The 13168-nt window shown below is 56.5% G+C and carries 9 protein-coding genes; 3 read left to right on the top strand and 6 right to left on the bottom strand.

The genetic code is table 11. The features are described from left to right. Positions 1–369 precede the first annotated feature (369 nt). Positions 370–1257: a transcriptional activator NhaR gene (gene nhaR / locus HQL63_01635; protein MBF0175539.1), complete on the top strand. Its 888-nt coding sequence runs from the start codon at positions 370–372 to the stop codon at positions 1255–1257. Between the two features lie 208 nt (positions 1258–1465). Here the strand turns inward: nhaR and HQL63_01630 are convergent, their stop codons facing one another. After that, positions 1466–3055 carry an NAD(P)H-hydrate dehydratase gene (locus HQL63_01630; protein ID MBF0175538.1) on the bottom strand — a complete coding sequence of 530 codons (1590 nt, stop codon included), beginning with the start codon at positions 3053–3055 and terminating at the stop codon, positions 1466–1468. Positions 3056–3332: 277 nt separating this feature from the next. On the opposite strand from HQL63_01630, the gene HQL63_01625 reads away from it, so the two are divergent. After that, positions 3333–3497: a hypothetical protein gene (locus HQL63_01625; GenBank protein MBF0175537.1), complete on the top strand. Its 165-nt coding sequence runs from the start codon at positions 3333–3335 to the stop codon at positions 3495–3497. 270 nt (positions 3498–3767) lie between these two features. Here the strand turns inward: HQL63_01625 and HQL63_01620 are convergent, their stop codons facing one another. Together HQL63_01620 and HQL63_01615 are read right to left on the bottom strand one after the other, a co-directional pair. Continuing rightward, the gene (locus HQL63_01620) at positions 3768–5786 is read right to left on the bottom strand and encodes a tetratricopeptide repeat protein (protein ID MBF0175536.1); all 2019 of its coding nucleotides are present in this window, start codon (positions 5784–5786) and stop codon (positions 3768–3770) included. 311 nt (positions 5787–6097) lie between these two features. Further along, a complete protein-coding gene (locus HQL63_01615; GenBank protein MBF0175535.1) occupies positions 6098–8119 on the bottom strand; it encodes a tetratricopeptide repeat protein in 2022 nt (673 codons plus the stop codon). A 286-nt stretch (positions 8120–8405) separates the two neighbouring features. Between HQL63_01615 and HQL63_01610 the strand changes: the two genes are divergently transcribed. After that, positions 8406–9575 (top strand): glycosyltransferase family 1 protein, encoded by a 1170-nt coding sequence (locus HQL63_01610; protein MBF0175534.1) that lies wholly within the window; start codon positions 8406–8408, stop codon positions 9573–9575. A 135-nt stretch (positions 9576–9710) separates the two neighbouring features. Here HQL63_01610 and HQL63_01605 read toward each other — a convergent pair whose 3' ends face one another. The 3 genes from HQL63_01605 to HQL63_01595 all read right to left on the bottom strand — a co-directional run bounded on the left by HQL63_01605 (position 9711) and on the right by HQL63_01595 (position 12842). Beyond that, entirely contained in the window at positions 9711–10829 is a 1119-nt protein-coding gene (locus HQL63_01605) for a glycosyltransferase family 4 protein (GenBank protein ID MBF0175533.1), read from the bottom strand. Positions 10830–10949: 120 nt separating this feature from the next. Beyond that, positions 10950–11864, bottom strand: coding sequence for an adenylate/guanylate cyclase domain-containing protein (locus tag HQL63_01600; protein MBF0175532.1), 915 nt, complete (start codon positions 11862–11864; stop codon positions 10950–10952). Between the two features lie 120 nt (positions 11865–11984). Then, on the bottom strand, positions 11985–12842 hold the full coding sequence (locus HQL63_01595; GenBank protein ID MBF0175531.1) for a serine/threonine-protein phosphatase: 858 nt from the start codon (positions 12840–12842) through the stop codon (positions 11985–11987). Positions 12843–13168: the final 326 nt, after the last annotated feature.

The following is a 13168-nucleotide window of genomic DNA, read 5'->3' as shown; positions in this document are numbered from 1 at the left end:
AAGTGAGGCGACACACTGCCAAGAGTCTCCAGAACCAATGAGCTGTTCACGCCGGCCTGTACGGGTGCCCGTGATCGTCGCCACGGCCTCGACTTCGTTATGATGACTCTGAGCGCTCGGGCATCACAAAGGCACGCACCATCCACCGATCATCCCGCGCACGCCCCCCTCTGTCCCGATTGCGCCGTCAAGACTACCCTGTTTCGTCTTCGCTTCACAACATCTCATGTCACACACAAGCCCGCCTTGTCATACCTTTGCATCAAGTTTCCTACCCGGACCACCCGACTTCGACAAGGTAGACGATTGCGCCATTCAGTCAAATCAGATAATCTCTTATAAATTATCATATATTTTAGAATATCGGTCATGAACTACAAACACCTGCACTATTTTTGGAAGGTGGCCCAGGCCGGCAGCATCACGAAGGCCTGCAAGCTGCTGCATCTGAGACCGCAAACTTTGAGTACCCAGATTCAAGCCTTGGAAGAGGTGCTGGGGTTGCAACTGTTTGCCCGCATCGGTCGCCGTTTGGAGTTGACCGACGCCGGAAGGGTCGCATTCGACTATGCCAATGACATGTTTCTGCTCGGCAATGAGTTGGAGGAGTCGCTCAAGGGAATGCCGACGAAACGTCCGATTCGCTTCCATGTCGGCGTTGCGGAAGTGGTGCCCAAGCTCATTGCCTACCGTCTTCTGGAGCCCGCCTTACACTGTGAACGGGAAGTGCAATTGACTTGTCATGAAGGCAGGCTGGAAAATCTACTGGCGGATCTCGCTCTTCACAAACTGGACATGGTGCTGGCCGACGGACCGATTCGATCTCACTCACCCATTCGCCTTTTTCACCACCCTCTCGGCGCCAGCGGCCTCACCTTCTTTGGCACATCGGCGCTTGTGGAACGTTATCCGGGCCTCTTTCCGGCGCGACTCGATCATGCGCCGTTGCTCCTGCCGACCAATACAAATGCCATCAGAGGTGAAATCATCCACTGGCTGGATGGATTGAACATCACCCCAAAGATCGTCGCTGAATTTCAGGACTCGGCCTTGATGAAGGCATTTGGGCAAGCTGGCGTCGGCTTTTTCTGTAGTCCAAGCATCATCGAGGATGATATCGTTCTCCAACATCGCGTGGAGATCATAGGCCATACCCACAAAGTGCTTGCAGATTATTTTGCCATCACGGTCGAACGACAGGTCAACCACCCAGCCACGCTAGCGATCCAGACAGGCTATCGTCAGGATAAACCCTGACACCAGTGGACCAACCGAGCGTGACTATGCCGCACTCTTTCAAGAAAAGCCTGGACAGGTAAGCCTTTATCAAGGCTTCGCCTTCAAGAAAAGCTTGGAAATAAAGGCCTTTGTCAGGGCTTCGCCCCGAACCCCACCAGGGCGCTGCCCTGGACAAAGCCAGGGAGCCAGCCCCCTGGACCCCGATTCGTGGCCGGGTGGCGAATGGTTACCAAGCTTCCAAGTTGTCGAACACCTCGTTACGCAGGCGCCGCACATGCGGCAGCAGATCGGAGGCCACCATGCCGACAGCTCCAGCGCCACACACTACGGCAGCGGCATCTCCAGCGGCGCCATGCAGCCACACACCACCACGCACCGCACTGGCCACCGGCCACCCCTGGGCCAAAAGTCCAACGATGATGCCGGTCAATAGATCCCCGCTGCCACCGGCAGCCATGCCAGGATTGCCGGTGTCGTTGACCCAGGCATCCCCGCTGGGCGCGGCAATCACCGTGCCAGCCCCTTTCAGAACAATCCAGACGCCCCAGTCCGTCGCACACCGGGTCGCCATACCCAGTCGATCCCGTTGCACAGTGGCTGTGTCACTGTGTACCAGACGCGCCATTTCACCAGGATGGGGGGTCAGCACCAAGGGGGTTTGGCGTCCCTGAACCAACGCTGCAATCATACCTGGGTCAGAGGCCAAAACATTGAGGGCATCGGCATCCAAAACCGTCGGCACGTCAAAGCGTCTACAGAGGGCGCACAGGGCAGCCAGAACACCCGGACTCCTCCCCAAACCCGGCCCCATGGCCATGGCATCAGGCTGCACCCCGGCGCCGGTCACCACAGAGGGAACAACATCACCCACAAGGTCTTCGTGTGTCGTGGCCGCGACAGGCAAAGGGAGGGTCATCGCCTCGACCAACGCCGGAGCGACCAAAGAGAGCGCCGTTTCCGGCATGGCCAGGGTCACCAACCCCGGCCCGGTGCGCAACGCCCCACGGGTGGCAAGAACCGCCGCGCCGGTCTTGCCACGACTGCCGGCCAAAATCAACACATGCCCAAAACGCCCTTTGTGCCCATCCGGGGCACGTGCGGGAATTACCAGATCGGTCATCCGATTGCGCGCCACACGGTGTCCCGGATGGGCCAGATAACGCTCTGGAATGCCGATGGGAACAACAGTGATCACCCCACAAAGGGCCGCACCCGGGTGAGTCCGGTGACCGATTTTTTCCGCAGCGAAAGTCACCGTCCAATGGGCCCGCACGGCAACACCCAACACCCGGCCATCATCCGCCGCCACACCCGACGGAAGATCCACGGCCAGCACCAGCTTGCCGGATTGATTGATCGCTGTGACCACCTCGGCAAACAGGCCGGTGATCTCCCGTTGCAGCCCCGTGCCAAATAGAGCATCCACCACCACGCCGGCATGGCTCAGGGCATGGCGCAAGCCAGGCAGATCATCCGAACTGGTCACCTGTCGACATGCTCCCTGCAAACCCTGGTACACACGATGATTCGTCAAGGCATCGCCGCGCAGACGATCCCCCTCGCCCAGCAGAAACACCTGGACTGCCACACCAGACTGAAGTAGGCGCCGCGCCACAACAAAGCCATCCCCACCATTGTTGCCCAGGCCTGCCACCACCACCACACGCCGTTGCAGCAGATCCGGCACATGCTGGCGCAGGGTCTCCACCACACCGGCTCCCGCATTCTCCATCAACACGATTCCTGGCAATCCCAACTCCTCGATCGTGCGACGATCCACCGCCGCCATTTGGGCGCCCGTCAACAATGGGGTCATAGGATCTCCTTGCGTAACGATTTACCCCCCGGTAACGAATCGGGGTCCAGGGGGCTGGCTCCCTGGTGATGGGATGGACCCACCCCTCTTCAAATTCAGCTTCTGATGGGCCACACTGGAAAGCAGTACCAAACCAGTCACATTGAGAGAGGGAGCGTCCAGGATAAATATTACGACAATCGGTATCGACCTTGCCAAGCCTGTTTTCCAGATTACCGGGATGGATAGCCGTGGGAAGATCGTGTAGAGAACACGGCCCCAGATGCGGTTTGTGGGGGTGAAGACGGTTGAACAGCAGGGGATGCAGTTCTTGCACCGGATTCGGCAACGGTTGGTCAAGAATCGGACGGCGATGGGGAACCAGGCGCGAGGGATTCTGGCGGAGCAACGTTTTGACTTTGGAGATCCTGCCGGAGATTGCGAAGCGGCGAGACGCCGATGACGGCAAGACAGGTTGGACCGGCTCCTTCCGAACCCGTTTGACCCGCAGGCACTTTTAAGGTCGTCCTGGCGATCTGGGGGAGGGAGCGCGATTCCCATCATGGCCCGGGGATCAAACATGAAGATCCCCACTGAGAGGCCGAATATACGGGTGCAATCTTACCCCTCGTCTGTGCTGTCAAGAGTCGATTCCGCCTTGCAATCAGGGGTGGGTCCATATACGGGTCGAGGGCAGCGCCCTTGCGGGTTTGGGGTAGAGCCCCAAAAAATGTTACGTCATGTTCAGCGACTCGCGCACCATGTGCAGGATACGTTTGGCAAATGCATCGTAGGTATAGGCCTGGGCGATGGTGGAGGGGTCGTTTTTGGGTTCCTGGTGCAGGCGTTCGCGCAATTCGGCCTTGGTTTTGAAGAAGAGGATTTCATCTTCCCACAGGGGGCCTTCTGCGTGGATGCGGTCGTCGAAGAGGACCGGGATACAACCGCAGGCGGAGATCTCTGCCAACCTTTGTGACTTGACCATCTGTGGATGGGCCGCCAGGGCGTAACGGGATTGGTTGTAGACTTCGGCGACGGCAGCACCGTGGGGAACCTCGCCGCGAAAAAAGGGGGCGACGTTGGGTACCTCATCCCAGTGACGACCGTAGATCTCGACTTCCCACTCCAACTCCGGCGCCAACGCGCAAAGCCACTCAACGGCACGACTGCGGACCACGTAAGGGTAGAGGTATTGAGTCAGGTGGATATAGGGGATGCGGGTGCGCGCAACCAGATCCTGGATATGGGGCTCCGTGATGACCATCCCTTGTTCGACCATTTCGGTCAATTCGCGTACAACCACATCTTCTCCGGGCACGCCGTTCAGGAAACGGTGCTGGGAGCTACCCAGGAAGACGACCTTGCGACGTTCCGCACGGGGTTGGGTCATGCCGAAGCAATTCAAATCGACGCACAAATCCTGGCGGTGGACCTGTTGCACCCCTGTCTTGCGGATCATGTCGTCAAAGCAGGGATAGGCACAAAAGACGATATCGCGCTTGCGCCAGGGGAGGGGTTCTTCGCGACGAATCTCCGCCATCGGATCCTGATACCAGACGATATTGAACACATCCGGTAGCAGGTGTAGATTATTCTGATAGTTGATATTGAAGACAATGTGGGGGTTATAATCGAGAGTCTGCATGGTCACGTGCCATGCGTTCAAAACTTCCCGTTCGTCGTTTTCAATGGCAAACGAGACTTTGCAACCTTGGCGTTCCAGGGCCTGGGCCATGTTACGGGAGGCATATTGCATGACGGTCGACCAACGCGAGGTCGAGATGTAGACGCGCCAGGGTGTGGTCGCAAAATCCAGTCCCGGACGTTGATATTGGGAGATCGCCTGCTGCATGGCGCTCATGCTCAACCTGGGAATCATGTTGATCACCTCGGCCACCTTCAGGGCGATGGTCACCTGGAAGGGATCTCCGGGGTCAAAATCGATGATGGTCGGCGGGCGGAAGCGGGTTTCCAGAAAAAAATGGGCGATGTTGGATGTGGGAATGTAGATCAGATTGTCCAGGTGTGTTTCGGCGATGGCCGGGCTGGAGTGGTAGCAGAGTCGCTGCACCTGGAAATAGTTTCTGAACTTGAATGTTGCATGGGCGTGGGCAGCCGCCAGGGCTTTTTTACCATCCAGGAAAAAGGTATCCCCGATCTGATGCGCTGGATATAAAGGTTGTTCCGGTTGTTTGAAGTGGTCATGCAGGCGCAAATGCACATGGGCCAGAATTTCCGCCCCGACCACATTGAAGACATGCGCAATGGACTGGTGTGCCTCGGCCATGTCCGGTTTGCGCTCCAAGACCTGTTGGAAAGCGGCTATGGCCTCTTCGTGGCGCTCGCGTTCGGCCAGGATGGTGCCACATTGGTATTGTCCATTCACGCTGTCGGGATCCAGGCGGTCAGCCTCCAGAAAGTGCGACATGGCCTTGTCGATGTCGTGACGTGAGTTGGCAATCTCCCCCATCATCAGGTGTAGTAGGGCCTCCCGTGGCGCTTGCTGCAAACCTTGGGTGATAAGTTCTTCGGCTCGGTCGTGGGATCCTTTCTGCATATATATTTCAGCCAGGTAAATTAAAATATCGATCTTGTCGGGCCAGACACGCAAAACTCTTTCGCAGATATCGCTGGCTTCGTCCAACGATCCTGCTGCGACAAGGTGAGGAACCTCTTGTAAATTTTGTATCAATTGCCGGAGTGGAGGTGACCCGTCAGGAACGACTGAACTTTCCATCTCCTGTTTTGTCATGGCTGCTTTTCCTTTTAGAGGCACAATCTGCGTTTCCGGGCATCTGTTCAGAGGCACGAACCGCATTTCCGGGCATCTGTTCAGAGGCACGAACCGCATTTCCGGGCATCCGTTCTGAGACCCTGGGCACGCAATTAATGTACCGATGCTTTAAATGCTGTTGCTTGCCTGGCTGACCCGACCGTTCAAGAAATGCCTGGATATGAAAGCCTTTGTCAGGGCTTCACCCCGAACCCCACCAGGACACTGTCTTAGGCCCTGCCAGGGAGCCAGCTCCCTGGACCCCGATGCGTGGCCGGGTGGTCGATGCTTTAAATGTTGGTGGTTGCCTGCCTGACCCAACCGACAATGCGCTGGGCCAGGGAGTCGCAGGAGAGGGATTGGGCAATCGTTGCCGGTTCCTGAGGGGGTGTTTGGGTCAAACATTGCCGCAAATCATCCCGGGTGCGGAAATAGAGGATGGCATCATCCCAATGGGGAGGGGGGACGCATACCCGGATGTCGTAAACGATGGGGATACAACCGCACGCGGTGATTTCCGCCAGATTTTGTGTCTGGAGCTGGCCCGGGTCGGTGATCAAGGCGTAACGGGCCTGGTTGTAGACGGCGGAAACGGCCTGGGGATTGGAGAGCACACCACGATGAAAGGGTGCCACTTCGGGGAGTTCATCCCAAAACTGGCCATAAATTTCCAGGTCGATATCGAGTTCCCGTGCCCATTCACACAACCATAGGATGGAGCGATGACACACCACATACGGGTAGATGAAATGGGTGATTGCGGTGTAGGAAAACTGGGTTCGTGCGGCCAGTTCATGTAGTGTCGCGTCGGGCAAGGCCACACCGCGGTCAAATACGTTGTTCAGGATCTGGGCAATGGGTTCCACCTTGTCGCGGGGCAATGCATGCAGGTAGTGGTGGTGCGCATGGCCGACAAAAACCACCTTGCGCCGCTCTGTACAGGGGGTCGTGTTTATGTAGGGTGTGAGGTCGAAACAGCGGTTTTGACGGTGGATCTCCCGGGCTCCACACTGCTGTAACCAGGTATCGATCACGGGGGATGAGGAGAGGATAATGTCGCGTTTGCGCCAGACAGGAGGCTTGCCGCCCTGCATGGCCTGTGCGGGATCCTGATACCAGATGATATTGAACACATCCGCATGCAGATGCGCATGATTGGCGTGGTTGAAATGGATCGTCACATGCGGATTGAAGGCGTAGAACGACTTGAGCAGGCGGTAGGTATCCAAAATTTCCATGCCATTTTTTTCGGTTTCGCAATGAACCCGGCACCCCTGTCTGGCAAGGGCCTTGGCGATATGGTTTGTTTCAGTTGCGGCGACCGTGTTGTTTCGGCTGACAAACATGAAGACGCTCAAGGGTTCCCCCGGCTCAAACTCGGGCGCCTGATGGATGTTGAGCGTCACGGTGGTCTGGATGGTCGAAGTGCGTAATATGACGGATCTGTCGACACTTTTGGCGACTGCAAGGGCCATTTGCACCTGCAAGGAGTCGGTTGGATCGAAGTCGACCGTGGTAGGGGGGCGCAGATGGTAATCGAAAAAAAAAGCCGGGACGCGATTCAAGGGGAGGTGAACGAGGGTGTCTGGACCAGGATCTGTGCTGGCATCATGATGGTAGCAGATCTGCTGGATGGGTGCCTCCCGGTTGGAAGGGAGCAGTAAACCCTGCCGAGCCTTCTCCAGGGCTCTTTGCGTATCCAGAAAGTAGGTGTCCTGAATCAGATTCCCGTCGTATTGGCGCGAACCTGTGGTTTGGTAATGGTCGTGCAGCAAGGCGTGTACATTGGCCAGGATAATTTTGTTTTCGCGGCGGAAGAGGATGACCAGCAACTGGTGGGCTTCAATCAGGTCCGGTTTGATGTTCAGGGCGCGTTGCAATGCGGAGATGGCCTCGGCATAGCGTTCCTTGCGTGCGAGGAGGGCCCCGTATTGAAAATGCCCGTCCACGCTGTTGGGATCAAGGCGGACACTCTCCCGGTAACAAGCCATGGCCGTGTCGATTTGTCCACGGGTTCTGGCGATATCCCCCATGCGCAGGTGGAGTTGTGCATGGTTCGGAGCCCGTTCCAGGCCGCGCAACAGCAATTTTTCCGCCTCATCGAGGGCGCCGTTTTGCCAGTGGATGTCGGCCAGGAGAGAGATGATCTCCACGTTGTCCGGTAAAGAGGCCAGCACATTTTCACCGACGCGGATGGCTTCATCCATACGTCCGGCCTGGACAAGGCCATCCAGCTTGCGTATCTCTTCAATGATACGAGTCATATCCATGGGGGCCGGGTTGACCTCTGGTTGCTCCTTTTGCCGCGTCATGGGCAGAATTCCTCGTAACGATCAAAACGAATCGGGGTCCAGGGGGCTGGCTCCCTGGCAGGTCCAGGACAGTGTCCTGGTGGGGTTTGGGGCGAAGCCCTGACAAAGGCTTTCATATCCGGGCTTTTCTTGCAAGGGTGCTGAATCGTTGCGGGAATTTGCACATGGGGAGTCTTCGCAAGATTGATGCCGTGCTCCGTTTGCTGTTTCGCCAGTTATGGCGTCTTTTTTGCGATCCATCCTGTGGCAATTCCTCGTGTCGTGCAACACCATTCGAAGTGTGGCCATGAAACCAAAACGTTGCCTCCTGGTCAAATTCCGGTCTTACAAGTACTACGATGATATCTCAAGGGCGTGTGTCGAAAATGGTCTTGAAGTGGCTGCCGAGTATTGCGAAACCCACGAGGATTTGACCAACATTTTGGCATTGGTTAACCGGTTCCATCCGGATTTTATCTTGTGTCATCCGGTTTTTTCCCCATACGTCTCTCGTATGGGCTCCACGTTGAGCATTCCGGTCTTTCATTGGCTTGTCGATAAGATGATCGAACACGACCGATGGCCCAGGGAGATGTTTGCTGATAATGATTATGTTTTTTGTACGTATACAGAAGATGTTGCCTACCTGAAAAGGATCGGTGTGCGGTCGGAGTATTTTCTCAATGTATGCAATATCACTCCTGTCGATCACGTGAGCGTTGAAAAAAAATATGGCGTTACTTTTGTTGGCACGATTGAGTTGGGTGAAAACAATTACTATCGTCAATTTATCTCAGAAATGAAGGAAAGATTTGTCGATTCTTTGCCAGAGATTCAGCTTCTTGCTGACAGATTGATGCATATTTTTTCGAGAATTTTGAATTTGCAGTCTGATGCATCCAAGAAATTTCAGTATATTCTGCCAGAACTGTCGGAAAGAGTGACTCAATACATTCGCAGCATCGACAGTGTTTTTCATGGTTTTGCGGCCATCAATATTCCTGCCTTATTGGCCAAGGAAGTGGCCTTCATGCAGAGACAATATTTTTTTCAAGCCATTCCCCATCTTGACGTTTTTGGACCAGCGGATTGGGCTGAATCAGACATGCCCAACATTCACTACCATGGCTTGTGCGATCAGTACAAAGACTCGGGACGGGTTTTTGCGGAGAGTCGTATCAATCTTTCCATTTCCAGGATTTACAGCCTGGACGGTCTCAGCGACCGGATCTTCAATGTTTTGTTTGCCCGTGGATTTCTCCTGGCCAATCGGCAGGAGACTCTCTCCCAGGTGTTTCGGGAAGGGGTGGACCTGGAGATGTATGCGAACGTTGATGAACTGCTCGACAAAATCCGCTTCTACGAAAACAATCCGCTGGCCAGGGAAAGAATCGCGCGCCAGGGGTATGAAAATGTCATAAAAAACCATACATTCACGAACAGGATCGGCGAAATCGTCTCTCTGTTGCAGCGTTGATTGTGTCACGATTTGTAACTATTCACCACCCATTCAAGAAAAGCTTGGACATGAAAGCCTTTGTCAGGGCTTCGCCCCGAACCCCGCCAGGGAGCCAGCCCCCTGGACCCCGATTCGTGGCCGGATGGTGAATAGTTACCACGATTTTTTGTTTTGCCTCAAGCAAGAGTGCAACAGCTCCTCGGTGTGGTCCAACATGACCTCCACACCGAAACGGGGCGTTGCACTGCGTTGGGCAGCGAGACCCAAAGAGAGACGTTGTTCGGGATGGTCCATCAATCCGACCAGTGCCTGCCGCAGGGCATGGACATCCCCGGGCGGTACCAACAGACCCGTCATTCCATGGTCGATCACCTCCGGTATGCCACCTATGGCACTGCCGATCACGGGCAGACCACAAGCCATGGCCTGAAGAATCACCTGAGGAACACCCTCGTTGGCCAGGGAGGGCAGGACGAAGAGATCCAGGGCTTGCAACCAGGGCGCCACGTCGGCTTGATTGCCAGGCATGAAAACCAGCTCACCCAGGTCAAGCTCGGCGATGCGGCGTTTGATCTCGACCCAGCGATCCCCCTCACCGACGATGACCAGCCGCGTATCGGGCCTTGCCCACGCCTTGAAGGCTTCCAAAAGGATCTGGTGCCCCTTCCAATCCCGCATGCTGGCCACGATTCCCACCAGAAAGGGCTCGCGGGGCAAACCAAGCTGATGACGCGCCGCAACGCGGTCACCGGGGGTGAACCGGGCCAGGTCGATGCCGGTGGGAATGGAGGTGACCCTCTCCGGCGGATGCCCCCGCTGGTCGATCAATTGTCGGCGAATGCATTCGCCCGTGGTGATGACATGTCCGGCAGCCTTCTGATACAGCCAACGGGTGGGCAGATTGTCATGCACCGGCGTGGAGATATGCCGCACCCGTATCAAGAAGGGCCGTGGATGCAAAAATCGGGTGGCCAAAGCCGTCAACCAACTGTCTGTGGAACTATGACTGATCACCACGTCCACGGGATGGTGACGCAACCAGGCCGACATGCTCCGCAATCCTGCCAGATTTTTGCGGCCTATGGGTAAAGCCGTCGCCGGCAGACCCATGCGCAACGCCTCGTCGCGAATGCGGGAGGAGGGTGGACAAACCAGGGTTGCCTGGTGGTTGCGACCGATCAGACCCGCCAATTCGGTCAAAATGCGGATCTCCTGACCTCCAAGCCCCAGGGAGGCCTCGGTATGCAGGATTCGGTACGACAGGACACTCACACGGCACCCCCGGTGCAGGCCATCACTCCCCTAAGGCCTGCCAGGAGGCCACGCCCCTGGATCCCGAATCCACCTGAACCCCGAGCCATTGCCGGGTGCCGATCGGTGATGCCCAGAGGGTCAACTCATGCCAATTTTATAGCTCACAGCCATGTCATGACCGGCATGGACCTTTTGGCCAAGACCGATCACCCCTTCGTCGGACAGGCGCCGCTCGTCACGGTGGACGAAAGAGGTTTCGCCATTGCTGGCCGTGACGTAGGTGCCATTGGTGCTTTGGTCGATGATCAGGAAACGGTCCCGGCGAAATTCAATTTTGGCATGGGTACGGGAGGCCATGGTGTCCGGCACCATGAGGTTGTTTTGTTTGCCGCGTCCCATGGTCATGGAGCCCAGATCTTCCCCTACGACAATGTCCTGCCCCTGGTAGGAGACGGTCAGAATGATCTTGGGTGCCTTGGGGACGCCAACCCCCAGCCCGATGCCGCCCATGACCGTCAACTCCTCCTCTTCGCCCCAGGTGAGTTCGTAGATGTCGACGGGTTTTTGTTTGCCCTTGACGGTTGTCGAGATCAGCATGCGGCTGTTGATGCGCAGGCCCGGGTTCATCTGTTCCAAAGTTTCGCCGGTGGTGATGATCTGGTCGGCCTTGGATTGGGCAGCCATGCGTGCCGCCAGATTGACAGCATCGCCAAACACATCGGCCCGGGCGGCGTCACTCTCTTCGATCACATCCCCGAAATGAAAACCGATGCGTATCTTGACCGTGGCCTCGAAAGAGTCGGCCTGGGCTGCCAGATCCTCCTGCATGCGGATGGCAGCCTCACCGGCATCGTCGGCAGTGGGGAAGGTACACATCACTTCATCCCCGATGGTTTTGACCACCCGTCCACGGTACTTCGCCACAATGCCGCTCATGAGCTGGATGCACCGGGAGGTGATCTCCCGCGCCTTGGCGTCACCCAACTGCTCGTAGAGGCGGGTGCTGCCGGCAATATCGGCGAACATGATGGAAAGACGCTTATTTTCTCTCACGATGCCTCCTCAACGATCCCCCCTTCCGGTGTTACCCTTGCCATGGTTCAAACATTCCCGATATGACCCATTCTGCTTTTGCCGGCGCGAACACGCAACCGACCCTGATGCCGGCATTTATCACGGCTTCGAGATCCAGGCCAAAATCACGGTGATGTTGTCCTTGCCACCCTTTTCCTTGGCCATATCGACCAGACGATTGCACACTTCTTGCAGATTTTTTTCGTTGGCGGTCGACAAAATCTTTGCAAGGGTGGCGTCGGCGAGCATACCCGTCAAGCCATCGGAGCACATGAGAATCAGGTCTTTCGGCTGTAGATCCAGGGTTTGCACATCCGGCATGACCTGCTCCACAGGCCCCATGGCTTGCAGAATCACGTTCTGGGCTGGCGGCTGTCCCTTGGAGCCAAAATCCAGCCATTGCTGGTAGAGGGTATGATCCTGGGTGACACTCTTGAGCTGACCCTGGCGCATGAGGTAGAGCCGGCTGTCGCCGACGTGGAACACCACGCCCCGCATGCTTCCTGGCGGCGCCCAAAATCCCACCAGGGTGGAGCCCATGCCGGATCCTTCCGGATAGCCCCGGTCCTGGTTAATGTTGTTGACGAGGAGATTGGTCTGAGCAATGGCGCGTTGGACCTTCTGGACGATCTTTTTTTCCTGCTGTTCCATCTCGCTGGCCAGCTCTTCGGCCACCTCGTCCGGGGAGAGGGTGACGATCTCACCATCATCTTCCTGATCGCCATATTCACCTTTATTTTCCGCGTTTCCCGGCATGGGTTGCTTCAGCATGTCGAGCATGGACTCGACAACGTGGCTGCTGGCCACTTCGCCCGCATCGTGCCCACCCATCCCATCGGCGACCAGGAGCAGGCCGGACATTTCATCGATCCAAAAATTGTCCTCGTTGAGGGTACGGACACAACCCACATCCGTGCGACCTGCTGCCTTTATACAACTCGCCACCAGTTGCCTCATGCATCCTTCTCCTGGGATTCCTCTGAGCCACGGGAGTGCAACACTCTACCGGGCGACAGCCTACCACACGGCCCTCCCTTTTAACAGCATCTGCAAGTATGCAGGAATGTCGGTCGAATTACCAAGGACTTTTGCCGACACCCCCACTCCTTTACAACCCACTGAGCGGGAGTTTGACGCTTCCCGCATCTCCCGCCATCGTGGGCGAGGATCCAGGGGGATGGCACCCTGGCATGGTTCGGAGCGAAGCCCTGATAAAGGCCTTCATATCCAGGCTTTTCTTGCAAGGGTACTGAAAAAGGGTGTGGGATTGTTGTGAGAACTCC

This window comes from Magnetococcales bacterium (assembly GCA_015231175.1).
Classification (GTDB): Bacteria; Pseudomonadota; Magnetococcia; order Magnetococcales; family DC0425bin3; genus HA3dbin3.
This window is presented reverse-complemented; position numbering and strand designations above follow the sequence as displayed.

Coding starts and splice junctions, on each gene's coding strand:
- nhaR (MBF0175539.1), top strand. CDS start 370: ATGAACTACAAACACCTGCACTATTTTTGGAAGGTGGCCCAGGCCGGC.
- HQL63_01630 (MBF0175538.1), bottom strand. CDS start 3,055: ATGACCCCATTGTTGACGGGCGCCCAAATGGCGGCGGTGGATCGTCGC.
- HQL63_01620 (MBF0175536.1), bottom strand. CDS start 5,786: ATGACAAAACAGGAGATGGAAAGTTCAGTCGTTCCTGACGGGTCACCT.
- HQL63_01615 (MBF0175535.1), bottom strand. CDS start 8,119: ATGACGCGGCAAAAGGAGCAACCAGAGGTCAACCCGGCCCCCATGGAT.
- HQL63_01610 (MBF0175534.1), top strand. CDS start 8,406: ATGAAACCAAAACGTTGCCTCCTGGTCAAATTCCGGTCTTACAAGTAC.
- HQL63_01595 (MBF0175531.1), bottom strand. CDS start 12,842: ATGAGGCAACTGGTGGCGAGTTGTATAAAGGCAGCAGGTCGCACGGAT.